We start from the raw sequence: 26,943 nt of genomic DNA, 5'->3' as shown, positions 1-26,943 counted from the left end.
GGCACAGCCGGCCAGTGACAGGTGAGGCCCGGCACCGGCGTCGCCCTCCCGAAGGATGCGCCATACTGACGGGGCAGCACGGCACGACGACAGGCGTGATGCCCAAAGCAAGGAGCATGCAATGGACGTAGCACTCAAGGCGGTCACCCGCGAGAACTTCGAGGCCGTGATTGCGCTGGAGGTAGCGACATCGCAGCGTGACTATGTCGCTGACAATATTTACTCCCTCGCCGAATCGAGCTTCCATCCGACCTATCGGCCCCGCGCCATCTATTGCGACGGAGAAGTGGTCGGCTTTCTCATGTACGAATCCTTCGACCACGAGGGCCGGCCACCTGCCTACAACATCTTCCGGCTGATGATCGACCGACACCATCAGGGAAGAGGCATCGGGCACAGGGCCATGCAGTGTGTGCTGGACGAGATCAGGGCACAGGGACCCTTCGAGCGGATCGCGATCTGCTATGTGCCCACCAATCGTGTCGCCCGGGACTTCTATGCCAGCCTCGGCTTCAAGGAGACGGGGCTGAGCGAGGAGACCGGCGAGGTCATTGCCGAGATCCGGGAATAACGCATAGTGGCGCAGGTCCAGCACGCTGCCGAGTTCGACATAGTCGCCGCCGTTGGCGGCCCCCGGACAGACCGCAGCCGCCCGGAATGGTAAGCTCGGGAGAGATGATCACCCCCTGTAGCGAGAGAGGACACGATGAGCGATACCCCCTGGACGAGCCCCATGCCCGAGGCGCAGTTCGAGCTGATGCGGCGCATCCTCGCGGCCCCCAGCCCGGTCGGCCTGGAGGCCGCCATGACCTATGGCGTCCTCAAGCCCCACTTCGAGGGCTTCGCCCCCGCGGGCTGGCAGTTGCACCAGTTCAAGGGTCATGCGGGAGTGGTGCTGGACACCCACCCCGGCCGCGACGACCTGTTCAAGGTGATGGTGATCGGCCACGCCGACAAGATCCGCATGCAGGTGCGCTCCATCGGCGAGGACGGCAAGATCTGGATCAACACCGACGCCTTCCTGCCGAACGTGCTGATCGGCCACGATGTCACGCTGTTCAGCGAGGACCCGAAGGCGCCCGGCAACTACCGGCGCATTGAGGGGGGCACCGTGGAGGCGCTGGGCGCCATCCACTTCTCAGACACGGCCCAGCGCGATGGCAGCAAGGGCATCAAGAAGGAGCAGATCTACCTGGACCTGCAGATCCACGGCGAGAACAAGAAGCAGCAGGTGGAGAAGCTGGGCGTGCGCCCCGGGGACTCGATCATCTTCAACCGTCCCATCCGCCACGGTTTCAGCCCGGACACCTTCCACGGCGCCTACCTGGACAACGGCCTGGGCTGTTTCGTCACCGCCGAGGTGGCAAGGCTGATCGCCGAGGCGGGCGGCACCAAGCAGGTCCGGGTGATGTTCGCCATCGCCAGCTACGAGGAGATCGGACGCTTCGGCAGCCGGGTGCTGGCCGGGGAGCTCCGGCCCGATGCCATCATCGCGGTGGACGTGAACCATGACTATGTGGCGGCTCCGGGCATCGGCGATCGCCGCATGCAGCCGCTGGAAATGGGCAAGGGCTTCACCCTGTCGGTAGGGGCCATCGCCAGCGAGCAGCTCAACCGCATCGTCGAGACCACCGCTCGCGAGCATGACATCCCCATGCAGCGCGACATCGTCGGCGCCGATACCGGCACCGACGGCATGGCCGGGGTACTGGCCGCCGTGGACTGCGTGTCCACCTCCATCGGTTTCCCGATCCGCAACATGCACACGATCTCGGAGACGGGCAACACCCGCGACGTGACGGCGGCGATCCACGCCATCACCCGCAGCCTCCAGGCGCTGGACGCCCTCCCCGACCCGCACCGGGAGTTCCTGGACAACCACCCGCGCCTCGACCAGGCCGATACGCTCGGCCATCAGGGCGCCGACCTGCCCGAGCCCGGCGAGAAGTAGCCCCGGACGACGGGCAAGCCACACCCGATGGGGCGAGCCGAGAGGCCCGCCCCGTTGTCATGCCAGGGTGTTCAGCGCCTCGGCCAGCACAGGCGCCATGGTAATGGCGTTGCTGTCGTGGGCGATGCAGTCGGTGCTCCAGATCTCGCCGACACCGGCGTCCCGGATCACCGCCAGGGCGTCACCGGCGAAGAGCGCATGGGTCAGCGCCACATCCACGGAGGCCGCTCCCGCGGCCAGCAGCGCCTCGGCGGCACGCGCCACGGTATGGCCGGAACTCGCCACGTCATCCATCAACACCACCCGCCGACCGGCCAGCTCGATATCGGGCAGGGAGATCGTCACGTCGCGGTCGCCGTGGCGCACCTTGCGGCAGGTGGCATGTTCGAAGCCGGTGGCCTCCGCGGCCTGGGCCACCCACTGCAGCGCCTCCTCGTCGGGGCCCAGCAGCAGCGCCCCGGGGCGCTTCTCCGCGATCAGTTCGGCCAGCCGCGGGGCACCCGAGAGGGCGATGGCATGTTCGATGGGAATCGCCTGGTCGAGACGCTCGATGCGGTGCAGGTGGGGGTCCACGGTGATCACCGCATCGAACAGCTCGCCGAGAAAACCGCCGACGAGGGTCTGGCTGACGATCTCACCGGCGTGGAAGGCGATGTCCTGGCGCATGTAGGCGAGATAGGGCGCCACCAGGACCAGGCGGCTCACCCCCTGTCCGCGGGCGTGGCGCGACAGCAGCAGCAGCTCGACCAGCTTGTCGTTGGGCCGGTCCAGGCTGCGATAGATCACCAGAGTCTCGGGGAAGGCCTCTTCCTCGGCGAAGGGCAGGGTGAGCTTGAGTTCCTCGTCGGGGAAGCGGTGGCGCTCGACCTCGCGAGCGGCAAGGCCACAGGCCTCGGCGAGCCGCCGGGCCGGTGAGGCCTCGTCGGGAAAGTGCAGCAGTACGCTGGTCATCGGACCTCCCTATTCAGAACCCGCTGTTCAGAACTCGACGTTGAGCCGGGTGATCTGGTCGGCCTGCCCGAGACTGAAGCCGCTGTCCCGCTCGCTGGACTGGTGGGCGAAGGCCAGCTCATTGCGATAGGCCGCATGGACCCGATAGAGCGGCTGGCCCGCCTCGATGCGATCGCCGATGCGCGCCAGCAGGTCGACGCCCGCCCCCGTGGCCTTGGGCGCGCCGGCCAGGCGGGCGATCCTGGCCAGCTTGAGGTTGTCGATGCCAATCACCACGCCCGCCTCCGGGGCCACCACCTCGAAGGCGTGGGGCGCCAGCGGAGGCGCATCGGGGTCGAAGGGCTTGCCGCCCTGGGCGGCGATGATCGCCTGCATCTTCTCCAGGGCCCGGCCGGAATCGAGGATGTCCCGGGCGATGCCGAAGCCGTCGCCGCCGCGCACGTCGGGATCGAACTCCAGCATGCGCCCGGCCAGGCGCAGCGCCTTAAGGCGCAGGTCCATGGGTGCGTCGGGGTGGTTGGTAAGCACCTGCATCACGTCGCGGGCCTCCAGCACCGGGCCGATCCCCCGTCCTACCGGCTGACTGCCGTCGGTGATCACCACGTCCAGGGTCAGGCCCATGCGCCCAGCCACGAACTCGAACAGCTTGCGCAACTGGCGGGCCTCCGGCATGGAACGCACCTTGGCGTGGGGCCCCACGGGGATGTCGAGCAGCAGGTGAGTGGAGCCGGCGGCCACCTTCTTGGAGAGGATAGAGGCGACCATCTGTCCCGGAGAATCGATGGAGAGCGGGCGCTCCACGGAGATCAGCACGTCATCGGCCGGCGAGAGCTGACTGGTACCGCCCCAGGCCAGGCAGCCGCGGTGGGTGCGCACGATGTCGCCCAGTTCGTCGAACGGCAGGTCGACGTTGGCCAGCACCTCCATGGTGTCCGCAGTGCCCGAGGGCGAGGTGATGGCCCGCGACGAGGTCTTGGGGCAGAGCAGGCCGTGGGCGGCCACGATGGGCACCAGCAGCATGGAGGTGCGGTTGCCGGGAATCCCGCCGATGCAGTGCTTGTCGACCACCGGGTGCTCGTGCCAGTCGAGGCGGCGCCCGACGCGGCCCATGGCATCGCTCAGGTAGAAGACCTCCTCACGGTCGAGCTCGCCACGGTCGCACGCCACCACGAAGGCGGTCAGCTCGATCTTCGAGTAGCGCAGGTCGGCGATGTCGCGAATGATGTCGCGAAAGTCGTCGCGAGAGAGGCGCTCGCCCGCCAGCTTGCGGCGCAGGGCCGGGATCGAGGCCGGCGGCTCGGCCTGGGAGACGCTGACCGGATGGCCCTCCTCCACCCCCAGGGAGCCGTAGGCATCCTCGGAGAGGCCGAGCTGATGGGGGTCGACGATCCCGCTGTCATCCACCACGTTGAGGCTGGCCAGGATGCGCCGGCCATTGGCGCGCACCTCGACCTTGGAGAGCGCCTGGAAGCCCTCGGCGCGATAGAGGTCGCACTCGCGGTGCAGGTAGGCGACGTTCTCGCGGTAGGTGTCGATGCCCACGCGCTTCAGCGCAAGCGGTGAGAGAACATCGTCCAGAATGGCTGGCGTCTTGGATCGTGTCATGGGCTCTTCCCTGCGGCGTGGCCGAGCGCGCCGAGGCATCCTGCCACGCGGTATCGAGATGGCCCAATCCTAGCAGTCGCCCTGAGGGGCGTCACCGGCGCAAGGCCAATGTCGCGATGTGACACCCTCGGAATCGGGTGTAGGCTGACAGTCGATCAAGCTGACAAAGAGGAATGACCATGCGATTGGCGATCATGGGGTGCGGCGGCGTGGGCGGCTACTTCGGGGCACGCCTGGCCGAGGCCGGACACGACGTGACCTTCATCGCTCGAGGCGAGCACCTTGCCGAAATGCAACGCAGCGGCCTGCGGGTCTCCAGCATCGAGGGCGACGTACACCTGCACGAGGTGAAAGCCACCGACGACCCGACCCGGGTGGGCGCCGTGGATGCCGTTCTCGTGGCCGTGAAGGCCTGGCAGGTGGGCGAAGCGGCCAAGGCAATACGCCCGATGATCGGCCCCGACACCTTCGTGGTGCCGCTGGAGAACGGGGTCGAGGCCGCCGACGAGCTGGGCTCGGTGCTTGGCCAGGCCCACGTGCTCGACGGTCTGTGCGGCATCCTCGCCTGGCGGGAGGACCCCGGACATATCCGCCACGCGGGCGTGGACCCCTTCGTGCGCTTCGGCGAGCGCGACAACCGCCGCAGCAAGCGCGCCGAGCGCCTCAAGGAAGCCTTCGACGCGGCCCGGGGCGTTGCCGCCGAGATCCCCGACGATATCCAGGTGGCGGTGTGGAGCAAGTTCCTGTTCATCTGCGCCATGAGCGGCATCGGCAGCATCACCCGCGCCACGATCGGCGTCACCCGCACCCTGCCCGAGACCCGCACGCTGATCGAGCAGATCCTGACCGAGATCGCGGCGGTGGCCCTGGCCCGGGGCGTGGCGCTGCCCGAGGATGCCGCCTCCCGGGCCCTGCGCTTCATCGACGCCCTGCCGGCGAAGAGCACCGCCTCCATGCAGCGCGACATCGTGGCCGGCCGGCCCTCGGAGCTGGAGGCCCAGAACGGCGCCGTGGTCCGTCTGGGTCGCGAGGCCGGTGTGGCCACGCCGGCCAATGCCATGATCCACGCCGCCCTGCTGCCTCAGGAACGGGCCGCCCGAGGCGAGCTCCCTGACGCTGGCTGACGCCGCTCAGCCGCGCCGATAGGTGCCCACCAGGCGGTTCATGCCGAGCAGATGAGGCTCGATCTTGACCAGCAGGTCGTGGAGCTTCAACCCCTCGGGCAGGTCGTCGGTGGGCTTGTCCAGCGCCAGCACCCAGAAATAGTAACGGTGGGAACCGTGACCCTCCGGCGGCATGGGGCCACCGTAGCCCAGCTTGCCGAAGTCATTCTTGCCGCGCCGCCCCGCCGAGGTTGCCTCCTCCAGGGTGGTGGTAGATGCCGGGATATTGTAGAGCACCCAGTGCACGAAGCCGTAGGTACCGTTCTGTACCAGCGGCGCATCCGGGTCGTGGCAGATCAGGGCGAACCCCTTGGTGCCCTCCGGGGGGTCCTGCCAGACCAGCGCCGGGGAGAGATCCTCGCCCTCACCGGTGTATCTGGCGGGGATGACGCCGCCGTCATCGAAGGCGGGGCTGGTGAGCTGCAGGGTCGACAGGGCAAAGGCCATCGGTGATTCTCCTGATATAAAGCGCTAGTCAGTGCCGGTTCAGCGTGGGAAACAACCAAGGAGCTGTCAACATGCCCAGGCGTCTGCTGATCGTCGTCCATGCCCCCTCCCCCAACACCCAGGCGCTCCGGGAGGCCGCCGAACGCGGCGCCCGCCATCCCGAGATCGAGGGCGTGGAGGTGGTGGTCAAGGCGCCACTCGACGCCGGGCCCGACGATATCCGCGCCTGCGACGCCCTGCTGCTCGGCACCACCGAGAACCTGGGCTACATGGCAGGATTGACCAAGGACTTCTTCGATCGCTGCTATTACCCGGTACTGGAGGAGAAGCAGGGACTGCCCTGTGCGCTCTATGTGCGCGCCGGCCATGACGGCACCGGCACCCGCCGGGCCGTGGAGTCGATCGTCACCGGGCTGCGCTGGCGATGGGTCCAGGAACCGCTGATCCTGCGCGGCGAGTGGCAAGAGGCCTTCGTCGAGCAGGTGGAGGAGCTCGCCATGGCCATGGCCGCGGGGCTTGAGGTCGGCGCGCTCTAGGGAGGCAACTCACGAGCCCCCAAGCGAAAGCGGCGGCGCCCGAGGGCGCCGCCGCTGACTTGCTGGAGAGGCCAAAAGCCTACTTCAGGCGCTCGAACACCGTGGCCACGCCCTGCCCCATGCCGATGCACATGGTGGCCAGGCCCAGGGTGGTGTCGCGCTGCTGCATCACGTTGAGCAGGGTGGTGCAGATCCGCGTGCCCGAGCAGCCCAGCGGGTGGCCCAGGGCGATGGCGCCGCCGTTGAGGTTGACCTTGTCGTCCATGGCCTCCAGGAAACCGAGATCCTTGAGCACCGGCAGCCCCTGGGCGGCGAAGGCCTCGTTGAGCTCCACGGTCTGGATGTCGTCGGCGATCAGGCCAGCGGCCTTGAGCGCCTTCTTGGAGGCCGGCACCGGGCCGTAGCCCATGATCGAGGCGTCGCAACCGGCCACGCCAGTGGAGAGCACCCGGGCGATGGGCTCGAGGCCCAGCGCCTGGGCACGCTCGTGGCTCATCACCAGCATCGCCGAGGCGCCCACGGAGAGCGCGGAGGAGGTGCCCGCGGTCACGGTGCCGCTCCTGGGGTCAAAGACCGGCTTGAGCTCGGCCATCTTCTCCAGGCTGGCGTCACTGCGGATCACCTCGTCGCGCTGGAACATCACCTTGAAGCCGCGCTCGTCATGGCCCTCCACGCCGATGATCTCGTTGTCGAAGTAGCCCTTCTCCATGGCGGCCTGGGCGCGCTGGTGGGAACGCACGCCGAACTTGTCCTGATCTTCGCGGGAGATGCCGTGCATCTTGCCCAGCAGTTCCGCGGTCAGGCCCATCATCATCGCCGCCTTGGCCGCATGCTTGCTGGCCGCCGGGTTGACGTCGACGCCGTGGGTCATGGCGACGTGCTCCATGTGCTCCACGCCCCCCACCAGGTAGACGTCCCCCATGCCGGCCCTGATGTTGGCCGCGGCGGTATGCAGGGCGCTCATGGAGGAGCCGCACAGGCGGTTGACCGTCTGGGCCGGCACGCTGCGCGGAATGCGGGTCAGGATCGCCGCGTTGCGCGCGATGTTCATGCCCTGCTCCAGGGTCTGGTTGACACAGCCCCAGAGGATGTCATCGATCTCACCGGGGTCGACGCCGGGCGAGCGCTCGAGCAGCGCCTCCATCACCGCGGCTGAGAGGTTCTCGGCACGCACGTGGCGGAAGGCGCCGTTCTTGGCCTTGGCCATGGCGGTACGCACGCCGTCGACCACCACGATATCTCTCGGGTTCAAGCTCATCGTTCTGTTACTCCTGTTCGTGGTGGTGGGCTCAGGCCTGTGCCGTGGCGGCGTAGAAGGTCTCGCCGGCAGCGGCCATCTCGCGCAGCTTGTCGGTGGGGGCGTAGAGCGGACCCAGCTCCTCGGCCAGGCCATCGGCCAGCTTGACGAAGGCCTCCACGCCCATGGCGTCGATGTAGCGCAGCGCACCGCCGCGGAACGGGGGGAAGCCGATGCCGTAGATCAGCGCCATGTCCGCCTCGGCGGGGGTGCCGACGATGCCGTCCTCCAGGCAGCGCACGGTCTCAAGGCACAGCGGCACCATCATGCGACTGATGATCTCCTCGTCGGAGAACTCGCGGGCCTCCCTGGCCACGCCCTTGACCAGCGCGATGGCGGCCTCGTCGCTGACCTTCTTCGGCTTGCCCTTGCGATCTTCCTCGTAGGCGTAGAAACCCCTGGCGTTCTTCTGCCCCAGGCGCTCGTTCTCGAACATCGCCTGGATGGCGCTCTTGTCATCGCCGCCACCGCCCAGGCTGCCCATGCGCTCCGGGAAGCCCTCGGCCATCACCTCGCCGGCGTGCACCGCGGTATCCATGCCCACCACGTCGAGCAGGTAGGCGGGGCCCATGGGCCAGCCGAACTTCTCCATGATCTTGTCAACGCGCTGGAAGTCCGCGCCCTGCTGCATCAGCAGGCTGAAGCCGCCGAAATAGGGGAAGAGCACGCGGTTGACCAGAAAGCCCGGGCAGTCGTTGACCACGATAGGCGTCTTGCCCATGGCGCGGGCATAGGCCACGGTGGCGGCCACCGCCGCGTCAGAGGTCTTCTCGCCGCGAATCACCTCCACCAGCGGCATGCGGTGCACCGGGTTGAAGAAGTGCATGCCGCAGAAGTTCTCGGGGCGCTTGAGGTTCTGCGCCAGCCGGGTGATGGAGATGGTGGAGGTGTTGGAGGCCAGGATGGTCTCCTCCCCCACCAGGCCTTCCACCTCGGTGAGCACCGCGTCCTTGACCTTCGGGTTCTCGACCACCGCCTCGACCACCAGGTCGACGTTGCCGAAATCGCCGTAGGAGAGGGTCGGGCGGATGTTGGTCAGCTTCTCGGCCATCTGCTCGGTGGTGAGCTTCTTGCGTTCCACCTGCTTGGCGAACAGCTTGCGCGCCTCCTTGAGCCCCAGCTGGATGGCCTCATCCTTGATGTCCTTCATCAGGATCGGGGTGCCCTTGGAGGCGCTCTGGTAGGCGATGCCGCCGCCCATGATGCCGGCACCGAGCACCGCGGTCTGCTTGACCGGGCGGGCCTGCTTCTCGTACCGACCGCCCTTCTTCTTGACCACCTGGTCGTTCATGAACAGGCCGACCAGGTTGAAGGCCACCTCGGTCATGGCCAGCTTGGCGAAGGCCTTGGCCTCGATGGCCTGGGCCCGGGCGCGCTCCTCGCCGGCGCCCTTCTGGATCACCTTGATCGCCTCGACCGGCGCCGGGTAGTGCGGCCCTGCCTTGCCGGCCACGTAGCCCTTGGCCGTCTCGAAGGCCATCATCTGCTCGATGGGGTTGAGCTTGAGGGGCTGCATCTTCTCTTCGCGGCGGGCCCGGTAGTCGAGCTCGCCGGCAATGGCGCGGGCCAGGATGTCACGGGCGGCGTCCTCGAGCTGATCGTTCGGCACCACCGCGTCCACGGCGCCCACCTTGAGGGCGACATCGGCCCGGTTCTGGGTGCCGCCGGCGATCCACTCGATGGCGTTGTCGGCGCCGATCAGGCGCGGCAGGCGCACACAGCCGCCCCAGCCCGGCAGGATGCCCAGCTGGGTCTCGGGCAGGCCGATCTGAGCCTTGTCGCCCATCACCCGGAAGTCGGTGGTCAGCAGCACCTCGCAGCCGCCCCCCAGCGCCAGGCCGTTGATGGCGGTCACCGTCGGAAACGGCAGGTCCTCGATGGCATTGAAGATGCCGTGGACCCGATGGAGCATCGACTCCAGGAACTCGGCGCCCTTGCCGAACATGCCCTGGAACTCGGTGATGTCGGCACCGACGATGAAGGCTTCCTTGGCGCTGGCCAGCACCAGGCCCTTGAGATCGCTCTCGGCCTGGATGGCCTTGACCGCCTCGTCCAGCTCACGGATCACCGCGCTGGAGAGCTTGTTGACCGACTCGCCCTGCAGGTCGAAGGTGAGCGTGGCGAGGTCGTCGTCACCGCGCGCCACCGTGATGGCATTGCCCTGATAGATCATCCGCGAATCTCCCGATTTCATACGGCCGTTTGAATGCACACAGCTTGGGTCACGAACGCCGGCTCGTCAACCCCTCACGTCGATGCCTCGATGCCCCTCGCTGCCAGGTGTTAGGCTTGCACGTTGTCACCACTCAGCGTAGCCCCGCCCCATGCCCCCACCCACACCTCGATCTGACGAACAACCGGACGCACCTCGGCTGAGCCAACTGCAGGCGCGTATCGAGTCACTGGTCGAGCGCCTGCGACCCTGGAGCTGGCTGTGGCCACCCGTGGCCTTCGGTGCCGGGCTGGGCAGTTTCTTTCTCGTGGAGCGCCAGCAGTGGCTGGGAGCCCTGCTGGCCCTGGGCATGCTCGCCGCCTGGTTGCTGCTGCTTTCCGAGAGCCTGATCGGCCGGCTGCTGGCCCGCCGCGGCTACCCCACCCTGCCCCATGCCGCGACCCTGTTCATCGCCCAGATGATCCACCAGGAGACGCTGTTCTTCTCGCTGCCCTTCCTGCTGGCCACCACCGTATGGAGCAGCGGCCAGGCGCTGTTCACCCTGCTGCTGATCGGGCTGGCGGTGTTCTCCATCATCGATCCGCTCTACTACCGGGTGGCGGACCGCTATCGCTGGCTCTATCTGGCCTTTCACGCCCAGTGCGTCTTCCTGGTGGTGCTGGTGACCCTGCCGATCATGCTGCAGCTCACCACCGGCCAGAGCCTCAAGCTGGCGCTGGGTGCCATGCTGCTCTTCAGTCTGCCGAGCCTGCTGCACCTTACCGCCCAACAGCGAGGCAGGCGCTGGCTGATGATGGCGGCCCTGCTGCCGATGCTCGCCGGGCTGGCCTGGACGGGCCGCATCTGGGTGCCGCCGGCCAACCTGTGGCTGGGCAGTGCCGCACTCTCACCCGCCTTTGATGTGGAGGCCAGGAGCCCGCAGGGCGAGCTGCGCCTGACCCCCGAGGCACTGGCAGGCAGCGGACTCTACGCCTACACGGCGATCCGCGCGCCGCGGGGGCTTCGGGAAGAGGTCTTCCATGTATGGCGACAGGACGGGGAGGAGGTCGACCGCATCGCGCTGGCGATCGAGGGCGGGCGAGAGGAGGGCTACCGGGCCTGGAGCCACAAGCAGAACTTCCCGGATGACAGCGTGGGGCGCTGGCGAATCGACGTGATGACCGACAGCGGCCAGCGCATCGGAGTGGTGCGCTTCAGGGTCGCCGACGGCGATGACGCCACCCTGGCCGATGGGCGGGAACTGCTGACCGGCATCAAGGGGCTGCGCCGGCTGGTGCCAGGGGGGCGTGGTAACGAGTGAAATGATAAGCCGGCTTGCATTTCACGCGCCGGATTCACAGAATCCAGCCAACGCCAATGGAGCCCCTAGCCCATGTACGAGAATATCGGTTTTCAGCTCAGCCGCCTGCCGCGTCTGTGGCGCGCCATCATCGACGAGCGCCTGGCTCCGCTGGGGCTGACCCAGACGCGCTGGGTGACGCTCTATCACCTGTGGCGACTCGGCGACGGCCAGCCCCAGTGCGACCTGGCACGTGCCATCGGCGTCGAGGCGCCCTCGCTGGTGCGCACCCTCGACCAGCTCTCTCGCCAGGGACTGGTGGAGCGACGCCCCTGCGACCAGGACCGCCGGACCAAGCGTGTCTTCCTGACGCCCGCTGCCACTCCGCTGCTCCAGCGCATCGATGCCGTGGTGCGCGCGGCGCGCGGCGAGATGCTCGCCGGGCTGAGTGAGCAGGACGTGGCAACCCTGGCCGAGTTGCTCTCCCGCATCGAGGGCAACGGCCTGGCCATCCAGGCGCGCGACGCCGAGACCCAGGCCTGATGCCTAGACCTTCGGCTGTCTGAAGGGTGCCGTGATCGCATTGTCATCCGGACGTCCGGCCAGGCCATCGCGCAACGCCACGAAATCCTCGAGGTAGGTAGAGAAGCGCGGAAAATCCTGGGACTCCCACCACCACAGGGCCAGCGCATGGCGGTGGGACTCCACCACTATCGCATCCTGGGGCAGCCGCTCCAGCAGTCCCCTGAGGCGAGATTCCAGCGGCTCGGGCAGCGGACGAAGTGGCTCCCGCCGCCAGCGCCAGCCGTGGGCGAAGGACTTCAGCGCCGCACTCGCGTGGTCGTCACGCACCAGCACGAAATCGGGGCCCGGCCGCTCCTGGGGGTAGCGCCAGCGATAGGCCGGCATGGCCGTCTCGATGCCGTGCAGTGGCGGCTTCTCCAGCTTGACGGTGAGTCCGGTCCTGATGGCCGCCGTGCGCAGCGCCGAGATGCGGCGCTGCCGTGGACTGGGCTTGAGCCACATCACCGGCGAGACCACCAGTAGCAGGATGAACAGGATAAACAGCCAGGTCATCGCCATCTCCAGGTAGGGTTGATGCTTGGGGTTGATGCGTGAGTCTTGATACAGGTCGTTGTCTTGCCGAGTCAGCCGGCCTAGAGTGAAGACATCTCTCTTCTGCTCGATGCCACTCAGGAGCCCTACCATGAGCAACGAATACCGCCACGTACTGGTCGCCGTGGACCTGACCAAGGACTCCCACAAGGTGCTGGAGCGCGCGGCCCAGATTGCCGAGCGCAACAACAACGCCAAGGTCTCCATCATGCACACCCTGGAGCCGCTGGGCTTCGCCTACGGCGGCGATATCCCCATGGATCTGACCAGCATCCAGGACCAGCTCGACGAGCACGCCAAACAGCGCCTGGCCGAGATCGCCGACCCCCACGTGGCCAAGGAGAACCAGCATGTGCTGGTGGGCATGCCCGACACCGAGATCCACCGCTTCGCCGAGGAGAACGACGTGGACCTGATCGTGGTCGGCTCCCACGGCCGTCACGGCTTCGCCCTGCTGCTCGGCTCCACCTCCACCGGCGTCCTGCACGGCGCCCAGTGTGATGTGCTGGCCGTGCGGGTGGGCTCGAAGGGCGAGAAGAGCGCCGAATAACGCTTCTCTGCACGACCCCGAAGGCGCCCACCGGGCGCCTTTTTCATCTCGCCTTCATGACTCCCCGGCCGCCATGGCCTCCAGTTCCATCCAGCGCTCCATGGCGGCATCCAGCTCGGCCTGCCTGGCACCCAGCGCTTCCAGCGTGGCGGAAACCGTGTCGGCGTCCTGCTGGTAGAAGCCCGGGTCCCCCACCGTGGTCTCGAACCGGGCTATCTCGCTCTCGAGCCGCTCGATCTCGGCCGGCAGCGCGTCGAGTTCACGCTGCAGCTTGTAGGAGAGCTTGACGGCCTTCCTGGCCGGGATGCCGGCACCGGGCGATGCCGGTGCTGGCGCGACCGGCTCGTCGTCGGCCACCGGCTCGACCCGCTGACGAGCCGCCCCCTCCCAGGGCGCCGGTGGCAGCTTGCCGCCCTGGCGCACCCAGTCGCTGTAGCCGCCCACGTATTCCCGCACGCGGCCCTTACCCTCGAAGGCCAGCACGCTGGTCACCACGTTGTCCATGAAGGCGCGGTCGTGGGAGACCAGCAGCAGGGTACCGTCGAAGTCCAGTAGCAGATCCTCGAGCAGTTCCAGGGTCTCGACGTCCAGGTCGTTGGTCGGTTCATCCAGCACCAGCACGTTGGCGGGCTGGGTGAACAGCTTGGCCAGCAGCAGGCGGTTGGACTCGCCCCCGGAGAGCGCCTTGACCGGCTGGCGGACCCGTTCCGGGGTGAACAGGAAGTCCTGCAGGTAACTCATGACGTGACGGTCGCGGCCGCCCACCGTGACCCGGTCGCTGCCCTGGGCCACGTTGTCGTAGACGGTCTTCTCGGGCTCCAGCCCGCCACGGAGTTGGTCGAAGTAGGCGACCTGAAGCTTGGTCCCGAGTTGCACCTTGCCTTCGGTGGGCGCCAGCTCGCCAAGGAGGATCTTGAGCAGGGTGGTCTTGCCGGCGCCGTTGCGACCGATGAAGCCGATCCGGTCACCGCGCTGGATCTCCAGGGAGAGGTCATCGATCACCACCTCATCGCCGAAGCGCTGAGTGACATGCTCCAGGGCCACCACCCGCTTGCCGCTGCGCTCGCCGCTGTCCACGCTGAGGTTGGCCTTGCCCTGGCGTTCGCGACGTTCGCTGCGCTCGCGGCGCAGCTGCTCCAGCGCCCTGACCCGCCCCTCGTTGCGGGTACGCCGCGCCTTGATGCCCTGGCGGATCCAGGTCTCCTCCTGGGCCAGCTTCTTGTCGAACTCGGCGTGCTCGCGGGCCTCGACCTCCAGCTCGTGGGTCTTCTGGGCCTGGTACTTCGCATAGTCGCCCGGATAGCGCCCGAGGCGACCGCGGTCGAGCTCGAGGATGGCCGTGGCCAGCTTGGACAGGAAGGCGCGGTCGTGGGTGATGAAGAGCACCGCACCGTTGAAGGCGGCCAGCTGCTCCTCGAGCCAGGCGATGGTATCCAGGTCCAGGTGGTTGGTCGGCTCGTCGAGCAGCAGCAGGTCGGGATCGCCGACCAGCGCCCGGGCCAGCGCCACACGCCGCCGCCAGCCGCCGGAGAGCTCGGCCATCTCGGCCTCCTCGGGCAACCCCAGGCGGGTCAGCACCACATCGATGCGCTGGTGGAAGGACCAGCCGTCGATGGCCTCGATACGGGTCTGCAGCTCGGCCATGCGGTGCATGTCGGGCTCATCCTCGTGGATCAGGTGGTGATACTCTGAGAGCAGCTCGCCGGCCTCGGGCAGGCCGCCGGCGACCACGTCGAAGATGGTCTGGCCGGAGGCCTCGGGCAGATCCTGGGCGAGCACGCCGATCTTCAACCCAGGGGCCCGCCAGATGTTGCCACCATCGGCCAGGATCTCGCCGGCCACCAGCTTGAGCAGCGTCGACTTGCCGGTGCCGTTGCGCCCCACCAGGGCCAGGCGCTCACCCTTTTCCAGCACCAGGTCGGCACCGTTGAGCAGCACATGGGTACCATAGGCCAGTTGCAGCTGTTCCAGACGTAGCAGGGTCACGCGCGCACCTCATCCGATCTCGAAGGCGGCTAGTGTATCGCAACTGAGACCCGCCGTGGCCCTGCCGCCATGGTGACGGCCGTCGATCCCGAGTAAACTTCGCCGCGCCCCGGCCATCATGACCAAAGGAGTTGCGCCTTGGCTGCACCGACCGACACCTTCGATGACGTCCTGCCCGAAGCGTTGCGCTTGCGCGCCGCGGCCCCGCTGGTCGATATCGGCGCCAACCTGACCCACGAGAGCTTCGCCCGCGACCTCCCGGCGGTACTCGGCCGCGCCCGGGCGGCCAATGTCACCACCCTGATCCTTACCGGTACCGACCGCGAACATGCCGAGCAGGCGGTGGCGATGGCCCGCCAGTTCACCGAACCAGGTCTGGCCCTGTTTGCCACCGCCGGGGTGCATCCCCACGACGCCAGCCGCTGGGATGCCGGCCTGGCGGCCGCCATGGCCGGCCTGCACCGCCAGCCCGAGGTGGTGGCGGTAGGCGAGTGCGGGCTCGACTTCAATCGCAACTTCTCCCCCCCCGCCGAGCAGGAGCAGGCCTTCGAGGCCCAGTTGGCCCTCGCGGTGGAGAGCGGCAAGCCGCTGTTCATCCACGAGCGCGACGCGGGCCGACGCATGCGCGAGATGCTGCACGCCTGGCGGGACGACATCGGCGACGCCGTGGTGCACTGTTTCACCGCCGACCGCGATACCCTGTTCGGCTACCTGGATCTCGACCTGCATATCGGCCTGACCGGCTGGCTGTGCGACGAGCGCCGCGGCCATCACCTGCGCGAGCTGGTCGGCGAGATTCCCCTGAACCGCCTGATGGTGGAAACCGACTGCCCCTACCTGCTGCCGCGCAATTTACCTGCCAAACTCAAGGGCAGGCGCCATGAACCTGCGCTGCTGCCGTGGATCGTGCGGGAGATCGCCCACTGGCGCGGCATCGGCGAGGAAGCACTGGCTAACGCCACCAGCGACACCGCGCGAACCTTCTTTCGTCTGCCGGCCGCCCCGCAACCGATACACCAGGAGAACTGATCATGTCCGACCTGCCCGGCTTTATCGCCGTGGAGACCGGCGAGGATGGCGGTCTACCGTTGGCCATCGCCTGGACGCTGCCCGACGGGCGCGTCAAGCACACCCTGATCCAGCCCGAGGACGACTGGCTGGACGCCGAGCTGATCTCGCTGGGGGAGTACAGCCTGGAGGAGCTCAACAGCATGGGCGTGAGCCCGCTGGACGTGATCCGAGAGCTGGAGAACGACCACTTCAGCGCCACCCTCTACACGGCGGGCGTCAGCGACGACGAGGCCGCCCTGTCGCGGCTGTTCGACACCTATGGGCTCGACCCCTTCGTGGAACTGGCCCCCGCCGAGAGCCTCTACAACGGCATCCCCCCCGGCGACTGGTCCCGGGCCCGCGGCGAGCTGTTCGGCGAGCTGGGGTTGGAGCCGCTGCGACCGGAGCACGAGGTGGAGGTGATGCTTCACCTCCACCAGCGAATGAGCGGCACCGACGACGAGGCCTGAGGCGGCGTCACGCGTCCCCCAGCAGCGCCCTGGCGCGTTCGACGATCTGAACCCGGGAGGGCAGCGTCAGGGTGGCCGCCGGCCCCAGCGGAATGAAGCTGTCTTCCGCCGTCAGCCGATGCAGGCGCTCACCGGCCACGCCCCGCTCCACCAGTCCGGTGATCAGCTCCTCGCTCGGCGAGCCCGAGCGACGACACTCGTCGACGATCAGCACCCGCGCGCTGCCGGCCACCGCCCGGTGCACGGCGTCGTGGTCGATGCCGGTCAGCCAGCGCAGGTCGATGATGCGCAGCCTCTGCCCCACCGGGTCGAGCTCCGCCGCTGCCTGACGAGCCAGGTAGACACCATTGCCATAGGTGACGATGGCCAGGTCGACGCCCTTTCCCCACTGCCCGAGTTCCCCCGGGGGCAGCCGATGTTCGGGCCCCGGATCGCTGAAGCACCAGCCATCATCGCCCTGCTCCAGCAGGTCGCGGGTGTGGTAGAGCGCGATCGGCTCGATGATGACCACCACCCGCTGCGCCTCGTCGGCCAGGCGTACCGCCTCCTGCAGCAGCCCCACGGCGTCGGCGGCATTTGACGGGCAGGCCACCAACAGCCCGGGGATGTCGCGCAACACGGCGATGGCGTTGTCGTTGTGAAAGTGGCCACCGAAACCCTTCTGATAGCCCAGCCCGGCGATGCGCACCACCATGGGGTTGGTGAACTGGCCACCGGAGAAGAAACTTAACGTGGCCGCCTCGCCGCGCAGCTGATCCTCGGCGTTGTGCAGGTAGGCCAGGAACTGGACCTCCAGAATCGGCACCAGACCGTTGTGGGCCAGGCCGATGCCGAGCCCCAGAATGCTCTGCTCGTCGAGCAGGGTATCGATCACCCGGTGAGGGCCAAATCGGGCCTGCAGCTTCTGTGTCACGCCGTAGACGCCCCCCTTGCGGCCGATGTCCTCGCCGGCCATCACCAGGTGGGGATGGCTGGCCATCAGACGCTGCAGGGCCTGGTTGAGCAGCTTCGCCAGGGGGCCCGGGACGGACGCCGTCTCGACCTCGACGCGGCCCGTCAGTCGGCGCCCGGGACGCGAGGGCGGCACGATGCTGGCCATCACCTCGGCGGCCGAGACCAGCTTCGGGCGGCATATCGCTTCCTCGGCAAGCCTGGTCACCTCCTCGCCGATTCGACGATAGCGAGCGGCGATCTCGTCCCGCGACAACACCCCGTGGCGGCGCAGCAGCCCGGCGCTGAACAGCAGCGGGTCGCGAGCCTCCTCGGCGGCGATGCGCGACGCGGAGAGATAGGCCTGCTGGGCATCGGAGCCCGCATGGCCGAACAGCCGCACGCAGCGCATATGCAGGAACACCGGCTGCTTGCGGTGGCGCGCGATGTGAACGGCCTCCCGGGCAGCGCGCCAGGTGTCGAGCAGGTCGAGGCCATCGCAGGCCAGGTAGTGGAAGCCAGGGCGGGCTCGCATGCTGGCCTCGATCCAGCCGGCCGGCGTCGGCGTGGAAATGCCGATGCCGTTGTCCTCGCAGACCATCACCAGCGGCAGCGGCGCCCCCTGGAAGGCCGCCCAGCCAGCGGCATTCAGCGCTCCCTGGGCGGTGGAGTGGTTGAAGGAGGCATCGCCGAAACTGCACAGCACCAGGCTGTCAGCGGGCCACTCGCCGCCGCCCCCCAGGCGCCGCCACAGCCCCAGGCTGTGGGCCGCCCCCACTGCCTTGGGCAGGTGGGAAGCGATGGTGCTGGTCTGGGGCGGCATGTTGAGCGTCCTGGAACCCAGCACCTTGTGGCGCCCGCCGGAGATCGGGTCATCGCGGGACGCCACGAAGCTCAGCAGCAGGTCCCACAGCGGCGTCTGGCCGGCCACCTGACGGCTGCGCTCGATCAGGAAGGCAGCATCGCGGTAGTGCAGGAAGGCGGGATCACTCGGGCGCAGGGCGCGGGCGATCGCCGCATTCCCTTCATGGCCGGCGCTGCCGATGGTGTAGAAGGCCTCACCCCGGGCCTGCAGCCGGCGAGCCTGGAGGTCCAGGTGGCGGCTCATCAGCTGGGACTCGAACAACTCGGCCAGCGCCTCGGCAGGCAGAGCCACCTCGTCGAGACTTCGGTCGCGCTCGGTCGCGGGCCAGCGGTCCTGGTCGAGGGCGTCGAGAAAGCGCTGTTCCTGGGGCAGCGGGTCGAGGGAAGCGAAGGAGGAGGTGGCCACGGCGGACTCCGGCTGCCAGGGGGAACGCCTTCAGCCTAGCCGACTTCTCCCGGCACGGTCGACAACGCTCATGCCGGCACTTCGCCCGCGGGCGCCAAGAGGCACCCTCCCGCGGCGATGGCGGCCTCGAGGCTGGCGCCCTCCCAGTAGAACGCCTGCAGGGCAAGCCGGAAGGCGGCGGCGCGGCGCGGCAGCCCCTCGCGCTCATAGCGCTCGGACCGAGCCTCGACCCGCGCACGGAAGGCCTCGCGGCCAACCTCGACGCCGCCGAGGTTGTCGACGCTGACATGGAAGACCCGCCCGCAGGCCTCGGTGAACAGCCTCTCCAGCGCCTGGGGGGCCACCTCCACCGCCTCGAAATCCCGCTGTTCATCTGCATCACGCCCGTCGGGCAGGTACCAGTAGCCGTAATCCTCCCACTGACGGCGACGCTCGCCGGCGATGCACCAGTGGCTGATCTCGTGCAGCGCGCTGGCGTAGAAGCCCCGCGCGAAGACCACCCGGTGGAAAGGGGTGATGGCATCGGCCGGCAGGTAGAGGGGCTCGTCGGCGCCGCGCACCAGACGAGTGGCGAAGGTCTCGTGGAAGAGGCCGTCGAACAGGGCGATGACATCCTCGAGTCGGTGAGTCACGCAGGCTCCATGGGCGAAGGGTGGACACCATTATAGGCGCCTGGCGGTGCGGGCCAAACCCCCTGCGCATTGCTATAGTGAGCGGCTTCCCCGACCTGTCCGAAAGATCGACCGCATGGAGCGCCCGACCTTGTTCAGTCCTATCGCCCGCCTGCTCGCGACGGGCCGCGGGGAAACCCGCCCACTGCTGGCCCTGACGCTGCCGATCTGCGGCGCCCAGCTGGCCCAGGCCGGCATGAGCGTGGCGGACGTGATGATGACCGGCCGGCTCAGCGCCACCGACCTGGCTGCCGTCTCGGTGGGCTCGAGCGTGTGGATGCCGCTGATGCTGTTCATGACCGGCACCCTGATGGGGCTGACGCCCATCGTCGCCCAGCTGATGGGGGCCCGGCGCCTGACCGAGATTCGACCCAATGTGCATCAGGCGCTTTGGGTGGCACTGGTCCTGGGCGTGGTCGCGGCGGCCCTGCTGTGGTTTGCCGTCCAGCCGATCTTTGTGCTGATGGCGGTACCCGAAGAAGTAGCCAGGCGCTCGACGGCCTACCTGGCGGCCGTCGCCTTGGGCATGCCCGGTGCAGCGCTGTTCCAGGCGCTGCGCGCCTTCTCCGACGGCATGAACCACACCCGCCCCTCGCTGTGGATCAGCCTGGTCGGTCTGGCGGTCAATATTCCCAGCAACTACGTGCTGATCCACGGGGGCGACGGCCTCACCGCCCTGTTCGGTGACTGGCTGCCGGCCTGGGTGCAAGCGCTGCCGGCGCTGGGCGCCCTGGGCTGCGGTATCGCCACGGCGCTGTCGCTGTGGATCATGTGCCTGGCCATGGTCCTCTACACACGCCGCGCCCGGGCTTACCGCGAGGTGTCGCTGTGGCACTCCCCCTCCCTGCCGCACCTGAAGGTGATCGGTGAACTGCTCCATGTGGGCGTGCCCATCGGCGTGGCGATCTTCGTCGAGGTCACCCTGTTTACCGTGATCGCGCTGCTCATCGCCAGCCTGGGCGAGATCACCGTGGCGGCCCACCAGATCGCGCTCAACTACACCTCGATCCTCTTCATGCTACCGCTCTCGCTGAGCATGGCGCTGACGGTAAGGGTCGGCAACACCTTGGGGCAGCAGCGGCCGGCCCATGCCCGCCAGGTGGCCGCCTTCGGCATCGCCGCAAGTGTGCTGGTGGCACTGCTCAACAGCGCCCTGCTCTGGGTTACTGCGGAATCGGTGATCGGCCTCTATACCCTCGACACGGCCGTGCAACGTCTGGCCCTTTCACTGGTCCTACTGGCCATGATCTTCCAGCTTTCGGATTCCTTGCAGGTGAACCTGGCCGGCGCCCTGCGCGGCTATCGGGACACCCGCATTATCATGTTGATCACCTTGGCCTCCTACTGGCTGGTCGGTCTGGCAGGTGGCCACTGGCTGGGGACCCGCGGGTTTCTCGGGATCATCGAACCAATGGGCGTTCACGGCTACTGGATCGGCCTGATCGGCGGCCTCACCGTAGCGGCGGCTCTGCTCGGCGAGCGTCTCAGGCGGATCAGCCGAGCAGCGGAGGAGGGCAGACACGATGCGCTGGGCATCCGTTAACAGAGGCCTCGTCACTCTGCTGATCGCGGGACTAGGTGGCCTGCTGACCGCCTGTGGCAGCGGCGGCGACAGCAATGACCTGCTCATCGACTACCAGCGCGACCTGGCCCGGCGCCTGGACCTGGCGCCCCCCTCACCGGCCAGCCCCGACAATATCGGCGCCTTTCCCGGCCAGCGTGAACGCCTCGTGACGATCCCCGAGACCCGCGAGGGCATGCTCAACGTCTTTGCCCTGCGCGAGTGCCATATCACCACCCTCGTCGCGGAGCGCAACAGCACCCTGGGCAGGGTCGCACCGGCCAGCCAGGTGTGGCGCTATGAGCTGACGCTGTGGCAGCGCCTGACCGATTGTCTGGCGAGCGAGGTGCCCGAGCGACTTGCCGAGGCGGACCGCGAGAGACTCGAACGCCTGGCTGCCACCAAGACGGAGCAGCTTCCCCGGGCGGCCTGGAACGGCCTGTTCGGTTCCGACGAGTGGGCAGGCAGCTTCTCCCGGGTGAGTTCGCCCCTGCCCCTGGACGCCCTGGCGCCACCCGAGGCACAGCTGGAATCGCTCGTCTATCTGCAGGCGTTGACCAAGGCCGCATCGCATGACGCTCCGACACCCGACCTGGAGGCCCTGGAGAGACACCTGCGCGCCCTCGACCAGCGCCCCTACACCGCCGAGTTGCTGCGCACCCTGACGCTGGCGACCCAGCGCCTGGACGAGGCCTCCTCCCTGGCTGAGCGTGCCCTAGCGCGCCATGACGGCTGCCTCACGCCCGCCCTGGAGGAGGTCGAGCACGATAAGTCCCTCGCTCGGTGGCTCGAGGCGCTCGAGGGCGCGGCACATGTCTGGCTGGCCGGGCTCGAGCCTCTCTTCGACTCGCTGGACTCCCCCCCCGATGCGGTCAGCGCCTACCAGCGAGAATGGCTCTCGCGTGAGTATCCGCCCGCCCCCCTCCCCGCCTTCGAGGCCGCCCGGCACCACCACCAAGCGCTGCGTCAGGCCCTGGCATTCCGCTGCCGTTGAGAGTACGGGAAACGCCGCAGGGTTTAACCTCCCCCACCGTCTGTGCTATTGGTGAGAGCGAGAGTGACGCAGTGCGCTTCCGTGCGGTCCGTGGAGCCCGGCTCCTCGCGCCGATGCCGTGATCACGCAGCATGTGGAGAGACGTCATGGGAATCCCGCTGTCAAACCGCCCCGCCCAGGTCATCGACCTGGAAACGATGCGCCAGCGTCTGCTGGCCAGGCGTCGCCTGATTCGCCTGGCTCCCGAGTTGGATGGCCTCGAAATGGTCTATCGCCTCGCCTCGAGCCCAGATACCCTCTACGGCATGCCACTGCTGGCCTGGGGGCTGAGCGAGGATGGCGAAGTGGTCGGAATGGTGCCCTGGATGGAGGCGCTGACCGCTTGCCATCGCCTGGATGACCCGGAGCACGGCAGCTTCGTCGGCTATCGCGACCCCGAGACCGAGGAACTGTTCGAACAGGCCCCGGAACACAAGGTGTTCGAACTCGAGCACGCCGCGGCCTACTTCGACTACGAGGAGACAGAGCAGGTCACCCTCATCCAGCAGATCCCCGAAACCCAGGGCACTCACGCCCTGTGCATGGACGAGGGGGATGCACCCTGGCAGCTCAAGCAGGTCTTCGGCTGGCGGCTCTACAGCGATGGCGCCGTCGAGGCGTTGCTGGCCGACGAACGGCTGATCGAGTCGACCCCGATCCTGCCCGGCGACCCCTGCCTCTACCCCGGCCATAGCCGCCACCGCGTGGTCTACTTCTTCCAGCGCCAGATCGCCAACCGCATCCGTCGCGAGGATCCCGCCACACTCGAGGCGCTGGCCCTGATGGTGATGCCGGAGGCCGACGACCCTTTACGGGGCTGATCCCCGCGGGACAGGATTAGCCCAAACGGATAAAGTAGCGGTAGCTGCCCTCGAGCTCCTCCTGGCGAATCAGCTCATGGCCCAGAAACTGGCAGAATTTCGGCACGTCTCGGGTCGTTGCCGGATCGCTGGCAATGACCTTGAGTACTTCACCTGCGCGCATGTCACGCACCTTGTTGTGCATCAGCATGATCGGCTCGGGGCAGTAGAGCCCGGTGGTGTCGAGCTCGACCTGAAAGTCGGGAGCCGCCTCGGGCAGGACGTCACGGGAATCAACCATCGATGGCCTCGTCGTTGGGATCAACACTGTTGGGAGCAAGCTAGATGATCAAGATCATTATCGAACGTCGGATCATGCCGGGGCTCGAGGAGGAGTACGAGCAGGCCGCTCGTGAAGCCATGCGCCAGTCCCTCGGCGCGCGGGGCTTCGTGGGTGGCGAGAGCCTCGTCGAACTCGGCCACAGCGACCGACGTCTGATGATCACCAAGTGGCGCGACCTTCGCGCCTGGAAGGAATGGTACACCAGCGAGGAACGTTCCCGGGTGATGCAGCGCCTGCTGCCGCTGCTCACCGAGGAGGAGCGCATTCGCATCTACGAGCCCACCACTCACTGACCCGGGCGGCGAGCGACATCCGGGCGCTCGCCGAGCAATCCATGGGCGGGAGCCCAAGGGGACTAATCCCGCAGCCGCACATGAACCGTCACCTCCTCCCGGTCGTGGTAGAGGTGACGGCAGCCAACCTCCGCGGCCACCCCCGTACTGTCCAGCGCCTCCTCCAGGCGAGCCAGACAGCTCGCCACTTCTGGCCAGCGGCGCTTCATCGGCAGCTTCAGGTTGAATACCGCCTCGCGGCACCAGCGCCGCACCAGCCAGCGCTCCACCATGGCCTCCACCCGCGACGGCTTGTCGACGATATCGCACACAAGCCAGTCGAGCCGATAGGGCGGCTTCCATACGAAGCCATCCTCGCGCAGGTGTTCCACCTGCCCGGTGGCCATCAGCGCCTTGTCCATGGGACCGTTGTCGATGGCATAGACATGCATGCCTCGATGCACAAGCTGCCAGGTCCAGCCGCCGGGAGCCGCTCCCAGGTCGGCGGCCTGCATCCCCTCTGCCAGGCGGGTGTCCCATTCCGGCCGCGGTACGAACTCGTGCCAGGCCTCCTCGAGCTTCAGGGTCGAGCGACTCGGGGCCGACCTGGGAAAGCGCAGGCGACGGATTCCCCCCGGCTGCTCGCTGCGATTCCCGGGGAAACTGATGCCGAGCTGGACGCAGTCACCGGCGCTCCACAGCAGGTGCAGGCGTCGCCCGCCGGCCTTTCGGCGCAACGCACCGCGCTTGGTGAGCAGCGACTCCAGCGGGCGTGACAGCGCCTTGGCCAGGCCGACCAGCGCCTTGCCGTCGTTGGTGTCCGGCGTCTCATGCCAGATGCTCTCGAAGCTCCAGGCGGACTCGACCACCTGCTCGGTGATCGGTGAGAGACGGTCTTCCCGCTCCAGCGACAGCGGCGGCATCGCCACCAGACTCTGGCGAGCGAAGACCAGCCCGCGAAGTGGCAGGGCCCGATGCAGGCCGTTGGCCGGCTCCTCATCCGCCAGACAGAAACGCACGAAGCCGCCTCCCATCCCCAGGATGACCTTGCCTGTCCAGCCTGTCTCACCGGCCTTGTCGGCGACCTCCTCGGCCAGGTCACGCTCGAATCCGGGACGGCAGTAGAGCAGCAGCTCCGACGGCACCCGGCTCAAGCGCCACCTCCCTGTCGCCCGTCACGCAACTTGTCCTCGACGTCCTGAAGCTGCACGTTCAAGGCGTTGGTGGAGATCTGGATTTCCCAGAGGGAATAGACCAGCGACACCGAGAGCGTCACCAGACTGACGCCGAACAGGACCATGCCGGTGAGCTCCAGCGACAGGAAGAGAGCAAACATCGACAGGGTGCAGAGCAGGAAACTGAGGACACCGGCCAGCTGCATTCGCTTGGTCAAGGAGATCCGCCGGCGCAGCAACAGGATCTGACGCGTGTTGGCCTCCTGATGCCGGTTACGCTCCTCATCGGCCAGCTTGCGAATCAACTGGGCAAGCACCAGGAAGCGATTGGTATAGGCCAGCAACAGCAGCGAAATGGCCGGAAACAGTAGCGCCGGCGTTGTCAGGGTCAAGGGGGAGTCTCCGCAGCGAATCGAGTCGTCCATGATACCAGCGGGGCGGCTCCCGGCACGAGGCACACTTATCGTTTAATTATCATCTATGAGATTTAATTAATGCTATTATTTGGTGCGCACCAATCCATCAATTTCAAGCCTGTTCGGTTCATATCAATGTCTAACCAGCGCATAGCCCATACAGTTGCTGCATAATGGTGCATTGCTTTATATTGTCACCCCATTGGAAATCGCTTCCAGGCTGTCCGCCCGATCGGCGGACACGGAGTCACCTTGTCACACAGGAACATACCGATGCCCTACGTTCATGACACCCTCGAAGGCCTTCGCAAGAGTAGTCCCGCCCAGAACGAGTTCTACCAGGCCGCCGAGGAAGTCCTCGAGTGTCTGCGCCCACTATTCCAGCGCAGCCCTTACTATCATGACCACAGCATCATCGAGCGCATCGTCGAGCCCGAGCGCCAGATCATGTTCCGTGTCTGCTGGACCGACGACGATGGCAAGGTGCAGGTCAACAAGGGTTACCGCGTGCAGTTCAACTCCGCCTTGGGCCCCTACAAGGGCGGCCTGCGCTTCCACCCCAGCGTCACCTCGGGCACCATCAAGTTTCTGGGCTTCGAACAGATCTTCAAGAATGCCCTGACCGGCCTTCCCATCGGCGGCGGCAAGGGTGGCTCCGACTTCAACCCCAAGGGCAAGTCCGACGGCGAGATCATGCGCTTCTGCCAGTCCTTCATGACCGAGCTGCATCGCCATATAGGCCCGACCACCGACGTTCCCGCCGGCGACATCGGCGTGGGCGCCCGCGAGATCGGCTACCTGTACGGTCAGTATAAGCGCCTTACCGGCCGCTATGAGGGTGTGCTCACCGGCAAGGGCCTGAACTGGGGCGGCTCACTCGGTCGCAAGGAAGCTACAGGCTACGGTGCGGTCTACTTTGCCCAGAGCATGCTGGAAGCACGCGGCGAAAGCATCGAAGGCAAGACCTGCCTGGTCTCCGGTGCCGGTAACGTGGCCACCTACACCATCGAGAAGCTCTACGAACTGGGCGCCAAGCCGATTACCTGCTCCGACTCCCGCGGCACCATCCACGACTCACGCGGCATCGACCTGGACCTGCTCAAGGAGCTCAAGGAGGTCAAGCGTGCCTCTCTCGAGGAGTACCTGGCCAAGCACCCAGAGGCCAGCTACATCCCCACCAGCCACTACCCGGAGGATGGCCATGCCGTCTGGCGCATCAAGGCCGATGCTGCCTTCCCCAGCGCCACACAGAACGAACTGACCGTGGCCGACGCCCGTGCACTGCTGAACAACGGCGTGACCTGCATCAGCGAGGGCGCCAACATGCCGTCTACCGCTGACGCCGTCGACCTCTTCCTGGAAGCCAGGATTGCCTATGGCCCCGGCAAGGCCGCCAATGCCGGCGGCGTAGCCACCAGCCAGCTCGAGATGGCCCAGAACAGCAGCATGGAGCAGTGGCCGCTGGAGAAGGTGGACGCCAAGCTCAAGGAGATCATGGCCAACATCCACAGCCAGTGCGCCGACACCGGCGAGGAGTTCGGCGAGCCGACCAACCTGGTGCTGGGCGCCAATATCGCCGGCTTCCGCAGAGTGGCTGACGCCATGATCGAACAGGGAGTGGTGTAACCCCTCCCCTTCACGGCAAGTCATCAGAACAAAAAGGCCCGGGCTATAAAGCCCGGGCCTTTTCCCTGGTTGCCCTCCAACAACTCTGGTTGGGACGACCTGGCAGTGATCCCAGATACACCGACAGCCGGTCTCTAGCGAGCCCCGGGCCGAAACGCGAAACGCCCCGCGCCCTTTCGGCAGCCCAGAAACGACGAAACCCCAGCCATTGGGCTGGGGTTTCTGAAAAGGTGCCTGACGATGACCTACTCTCACATGGGGAGACCCCACAC

General features: G+C 67.3%; 26 protein-coding genes. 14 read left to right on the top strand and 12 right to left on the bottom strand.

The features are described from left to right. Positions 1-121 precede the first annotated feature (121 nt). Together IBX53_RS03055 and IBX53_RS03050 are read left to right on the top strand one after the other, a co-directional pair. Entirely contained in the window at positions 122-571 is a 450-nt protein-coding gene (locus IBX53_RS03055; protein WP_290905182.1) for a GNAT family N-acetyltransferase, read from the top strand. A gap of 135 nt (positions 572-706) precedes the next feature. Continuing rightward, positions 707-1,951: a M20/M25/M40 family metallo-hydrolase gene (locus IBX53_RS03050; RefSeq protein WP_290905179.1), complete on the top strand. Its 1,245-nt coding sequence runs from the start codon at positions 707-709 to the stop codon at positions 1,949-1,951. Positions 1,952-2,008: 57 nt separating this feature from the next. On the opposite strand, the gene IBX53_RS03045 is transcribed toward IBX53_RS03050, so the two are convergent. Together IBX53_RS03045 and IBX53_RS03040 are read right to left on the bottom strand one after the other, a co-directional pair. Next, a complete protein-coding gene (locus IBX53_RS03045) occupies positions 2,009-2,902 on the bottom strand; it encodes a ribose-phosphate diphosphokinase (protein WP_290905177.1) in 894 nt (297 codons plus the stop codon). 27 nt (positions 2,903-2,929) lie between these two features. Then, on the bottom strand, positions 2,930-4,507 hold the full coding sequence (locus tag IBX53_RS03040; RefSeq protein WP_290905175.1) for a thymidine phosphorylase family protein: 1,578 nt from the start codon (positions 4,505-4,507) through the stop codon (positions 2,930-2,932). Positions 4,508-4,686: 179 nt separating this feature from the next. On the opposite strand from IBX53_RS03040, the gene IBX53_RS03035 reads away from it, so the two are divergent. Continuing rightward, positions 4,687-5,631, top strand: coding sequence for a 2-dehydropantoate 2-reductase (locus IBX53_RS03035; protein ID WP_290905172.1), 945 nt, complete (start codon positions 4,687-4,689; stop codon positions 5,629-5,631). A 6-nt stretch (positions 5,632-5,637) separates the two neighbouring features. Here IBX53_RS03035 and IBX53_RS03030 read toward each other — a convergent pair whose 3' ends face one another. Beyond that, positions 5,638-6,117: a YbhB/YbcL family Raf kinase inhibitor-like protein gene (locus tag IBX53_RS03030; RefSeq protein WP_290905170.1), complete on the bottom strand. Its 480-nt coding sequence runs from the start codon at positions 6,115-6,117 to the stop codon at positions 5,638-5,640. 71 nt (positions 6,118-6,188) lie between these two features. Between IBX53_RS03030 and IBX53_RS03025 the strand changes: the two genes are divergently transcribed. Beyond that, a complete protein-coding gene (locus IBX53_RS03025; protein ID WP_290905168.1) occupies positions 6,189-6,653 on the top strand; it encodes a flavodoxin family protein in 465 nt (154 codons plus the stop codon). 79 nt (positions 6,654-6,732) lie between these two features. Here IBX53_RS03025 and fadA read toward each other — a convergent pair whose 3' ends face one another. Together fadA and fadB are read right to left on the bottom strand one after the other, a co-directional pair. After that, the gene (fadA, locus tag IBX53_RS03020) at positions 6,733-7,911 is read right to left on the bottom strand and encodes an acetyl-CoA C-acyltransferase FadA (protein WP_290905165.1); all 1,179 of its coding nucleotides are present in this window, start codon (positions 7,909-7,911) and stop codon (positions 6,733-6,735) included. Between the two features lie 31 nt (positions 7,912-7,942). Continuing rightward, positions 7,943-10,123, bottom strand: a complete 2,181-nt coding sequence (gene fadB, locus IBX53_RS03015) for a fatty acid oxidation complex subunit alpha FadB (protein ID WP_290905162.1) — start codon at positions 10,121-10,123, stop codon at positions 7,943-7,945. A gap of 151 nt (positions 10,124-10,274) precedes the next feature. On the opposite strand from fadB, the gene IBX53_RS03010 reads away from it, so the two are divergent. Further along, the gene (locus tag IBX53_RS03010; protein ID WP_290905159.1) at positions 10,275-11,423 is read left to right on the top strand and encodes a DUF5924 family protein; all 1,149 of its coding nucleotides are present in this window, start codon (positions 10,275-10,277) and stop codon (positions 11,421-11,423) included. A 72-nt stretch (positions 11,424-11,495) separates the two neighbouring features. Beyond that, on the top strand, positions 11,496-11,945 hold the full coding sequence (gene slyA / locus IBX53_RS03005; protein WP_290905156.1) for a transcriptional regulator SlyA: 450 nt from the start codon (positions 11,496-11,498) through the stop codon (positions 11,943-11,945). Between the two features lie 3 nt (positions 11,946-11,948). Here slyA and IBX53_RS03000 read toward each other — a convergent pair whose 3' ends face one another. Continuing rightward, the gene (locus IBX53_RS03000) at positions 11,949-12,479 is read right to left on the bottom strand and encodes a preprotein translocase subunit YajC (RefSeq protein ID WP_290905153.1); all 531 of its coding nucleotides are present in this window, start codon (positions 12,477-12,479) and stop codon (positions 11,949-11,951) included. A 130-nt stretch (positions 12,480-12,609) separates the two neighbouring features. Between IBX53_RS03000 and IBX53_RS02995 the strand changes: the two genes are divergently transcribed. After that, positions 12,610-13,068: a universal stress protein gene (locus IBX53_RS02995; protein ID WP_290905151.1), complete on the top strand. Its 459-nt coding sequence runs from the start codon at positions 12,610-12,612 to the stop codon at positions 13,066-13,068. Positions 13,069-13,122: 54 nt separating this feature from the next. On the opposite strand, the gene IBX53_RS02990 is transcribed toward IBX53_RS02995, so the two are convergent. Further along, positions 13,123-15,054, bottom strand: a complete 1,932-nt coding sequence (locus tag IBX53_RS02990; protein ID WP_290905148.1) for an ATP-binding cassette domain-containing protein — start codon at positions 15,052-15,054, stop codon at positions 13,123-13,125. A 138-nt stretch (positions 15,055-15,192) separates the two neighbouring features. Here IBX53_RS02990 and IBX53_RS02985 point away from each other — a divergent pair, with 138 nt between their 5' ends. After that, positions 15,193-16,083, top strand: coding sequence for a TatD family hydrolase (locus IBX53_RS02985; protein WP_290905144.1), 891 nt, complete (start codon positions 15,193-15,195; stop codon positions 16,081-16,083). A gap of 2 nt (positions 16,084-16,085) precedes the next feature. Continuing rightward, complete coding sequence (locus tag IBX53_RS02980; protein ID WP_290905140.1) at positions 16,086-16,574, top strand: hypothetical protein; 489 nt, start codon at positions 16,086-16,088, stop codon at positions 16,572-16,574. A gap of 7 nt (positions 16,575-16,581) precedes the next feature. Here IBX53_RS02980 and IBX53_RS02975 read toward each other — a convergent pair whose 3' ends face one another. Further along, entirely contained in the window at positions 16,582-18,774 is a 2,193-nt protein-coding gene (locus IBX53_RS02975; RefSeq protein ID WP_290905137.1) for an alpha-ketoacid dehydrogenase subunit alpha/beta, read from the bottom strand. A gap of 68 nt (positions 18,775-18,842) precedes the next feature. Next, positions 18,843-19,406 (bottom strand): elongation factor P hydroxylase, encoded by a 564-nt coding sequence (locus tag IBX53_RS02970; protein WP_290905133.1) that lies wholly within the window; start codon positions 19,404-19,406, stop codon positions 18,843-18,845. Between the two features lie 115 nt (positions 19,407-19,521). Here IBX53_RS02970 and IBX53_RS02965 point away from each other — a divergent pair, with 115 nt between their 5' ends. The 3 genes from IBX53_RS02965 (at position 19,522) to IBX53_RS02955 (ending at position 22,860) form a co-directional block, all read left to right on the top strand. Next, positions 19,522-20,988: an MATE family efflux transporter gene (locus tag IBX53_RS02965; protein WP_290905128.1), complete on the top strand. Its 1,467-nt coding sequence runs from the start codon at positions 19,522-19,524 to the stop codon at positions 20,986-20,988. Beyond that, a complete protein-coding gene (locus IBX53_RS02960; RefSeq protein ID WP_290905124.1) occupies positions 20,969-22,000 on the top strand; it encodes a DUF3080 family protein in 1,032 nt (343 codons plus the stop codon). The genes IBX53_RS02965 and IBX53_RS02960 overlap by 20 nt, the downstream gene beginning before the upstream one ends. 146 nt (positions 22,001-22,146) lie before the next feature. Then, positions 22,147-22,860, top strand: coding sequence for a hypothetical protein (locus tag IBX53_RS02955; RefSeq protein WP_290905121.1), 714 nt, complete (start codon positions 22,147-22,149; stop codon positions 22,858-22,860). Positions 22,861-22,876: 16 nt separating this feature from the next. On the opposite strand, the gene tusA is transcribed toward IBX53_RS02955, so the two are convergent. Beyond that, positions 22,877-23,140, bottom strand: coding sequence for a sulfurtransferase TusA (tusA, locus tag IBX53_RS02950; protein WP_290905118.1), 264 nt, complete (start codon positions 23,138-23,140; stop codon positions 22,877-22,879). Positions 23,141-23,184: 44 nt separating this feature from the next. Here tusA and IBX53_RS02945 point away from each other — a divergent pair, with 44 nt between their 5' ends. Beyond that, positions 23,185-23,475, top strand: a complete 291-nt coding sequence (locus IBX53_RS02945) for an antibiotic biosynthesis monooxygenase (protein ID WP_290905115.1) — start codon at positions 23,185-23,187, stop codon at positions 23,473-23,475. Between the two features lie 62 nt (positions 23,476-23,537). On the opposite strand, the gene rlmM is transcribed toward IBX53_RS02945, so the two are convergent. Both rlmM and IBX53_RS02935 read right to left on the bottom strand, forming a co-directional pair. Then, the gene (gene rlmM / locus IBX53_RS02940) at positions 23,538-24,608 is read right to left on the bottom strand and encodes a 23S rRNA (cytidine(2498)-2'-O)-methyltransferase RlmM (protein WP_290905112.1); all 1,071 of its coding nucleotides are present in this window, start codon (positions 24,606-24,608) and stop codon (positions 23,538-23,540) included. Then, positions 24,605-25,021: a DUF2721 domain-containing protein gene (locus tag IBX53_RS02935; protein WP_290905109.1), complete on the bottom strand. Its 417-nt coding sequence runs from the start codon at positions 25,019-25,021 to the stop codon at positions 24,605-24,607. Before IBX53_RS02935 ends, rlmM begins: the two co-directional genes overlap by 4 nt. A gap of 297 nt (positions 25,022-25,318) precedes the next feature. Between IBX53_RS02935 and gdhA the strand changes: the two genes are divergently transcribed. Next, entirely contained in the window at positions 25,319-26,671 is a 1,353-nt protein-coding gene (gdhA, locus tag IBX53_RS02930) for an NADP-specific glutamate dehydrogenase (protein ID WP_290905107.1), read from the top strand. The last annotated feature ends 272 nt before the right edge of the window (positions 26,672-26,943 follow it).

Origin of the sequence: Halomonas sp. (assembly GCF_014859505.1) — a bacterium.
In the GTDB taxonomy this organism is placed as follows: Bacteria; Pseudomonadota; Gammaproteobacteria; order Pseudomonadales; family Halomonadaceae; genus Halomonas.
This window is presented reverse-complemented; position numbering and strand designations above follow the sequence as displayed.

What these genes read in the sequence shown, in the direction of transcription:
- fadB (WP_290905162.1), bottom strand. Translation starts at nt 10,123, where the DNA reads ATGATCTATCAGGGCAATGCCATCACGGTGGCGCGCGGTGACGACGAC.
- IBX53_RS02945 (WP_290905115.1), top strand. Translation starts at nt 23,185, where the DNA reads ATGATCAAGATCATTATCGAACGTCGGATCATGCCGGGGCTCGAGGAG.
- IBX53_RS03000 (WP_290905153.1), bottom strand. Translation starts at nt 12,479, where the DNA reads ATGACCTGGCTGTTTATCCTGTTCATCCTGCTACTGGTGGTCTCGCCG.
- IBX53_RS02980 (WP_290905140.1), top strand. Translation starts at nt 16,086, where the DNA reads ATGTCCGACCTGCCCGGCTTTATCGCCGTGGAGACCGGCGAGGATGGC.
- IBX53_RS03035 (WP_290905172.1), top strand. Translation starts at nt 4,687, where the DNA reads ATGCGATTGGCGATCATGGGGTGCGGCGGCGTGGGCGGCTACTTCGGG.
- IBX53_RS03045 (WP_290905177.1), bottom strand. Translation starts at nt 2,902, where the DNA reads ATGACCAGCGTACTGCTGCACTTTCCCGACGAGGCCTCACCGGCCCGG.
- IBX53_RS02960 (WP_290905124.1), top strand. Translation starts at nt 20,969, where the DNA reads ATGCGCTGGGCATCCGTTAACAGAGGCCTCGTCACTCTGCTGATCGCG.
- slyA (WP_290905156.1), top strand. Translation starts at nt 11,496, where the DNA reads ATGTACGAGAATATCGGTTTTCAGCTCAGCCGCCTGCCGCGTCTGTGG.
- IBX53_RS03025 (WP_290905168.1), top strand. Translation starts at nt 6,189, where the DNA reads ATGCCCAGGCGTCTGCTGATCGTCGTCCATGCCCCCTCCCCCAACACC.
- tusA (WP_290905118.1), bottom strand. Translation starts at nt 23,140, where the DNA reads ATGGTTGATTCCCGTGACGTCCTGCCCGAGGCGGCTCCCGACTTTCAG.
- IBX53_RS02965 (WP_290905128.1), top strand. Translation starts at nt 19,522, where the DNA reads ATGGAGCGCCCGACCTTGTTCAGTCCTATCGCCCGCCTGCTCGCGACG.
- fadA (WP_290905165.1), bottom strand. Translation starts at nt 7,911, where the DNA reads ATGAGCTTGAACCCGAGAGATATCGTGGTGGTCGACGGCGTGCGTACC.
- gdhA (WP_290905107.1), top strand. Translation starts at nt 25,319, where the DNA reads ATGCCCTACGTTCATGACACCCTCGAAGGCCTTCGCAAGAGTAGTCCC.
- IBX53_RS03030 (WP_290905170.1), bottom strand. Translation starts at nt 6,117, where the DNA reads ATGGCCTTTGCCCTGTCGACCCTGCAGCTCACCAGCCCCGCCTTCGAT.
- IBX53_RS03055 (WP_290905182.1), top strand. Translation starts at nt 122, where the DNA reads ATGGACGTAGCACTCAAGGCGGTCACCCGCGAGAACTTCGAGGCCGTG.
- IBX53_RS03050 (WP_290905179.1), top strand. Translation starts at nt 707, where the DNA reads ATGAGCGATACCCCCTGGACGAGCCCCATGCCCGAGGCGCAGTTCGAG.
- IBX53_RS03040 (WP_290905175.1), bottom strand. Translation starts at nt 4,507, where the DNA reads ATGACACGATCCAAGACGCCAGCCATTCTGGACGATGTTCTCTCACCG.
- IBX53_RS02955 (WP_290905121.1), top strand. Translation starts at nt 22,147, where the DNA reads ATGGGAATCCCGCTGTCAAACCGCCCCGCCCAGGTCATCGACCTGGAA.
- IBX53_RS02995 (WP_290905151.1), top strand. Translation starts at nt 12,610, where the DNA reads ATGAGCAACGAATACCGCCACGTACTGGTCGCCGTGGACCTGACCAAG.
- IBX53_RS03010 (WP_290905159.1), top strand. Translation starts at nt 10,275, where the DNA reads ATGCCCCCACCCACACCTCGATCTGACGAACAACCGGACGCACCTCGG.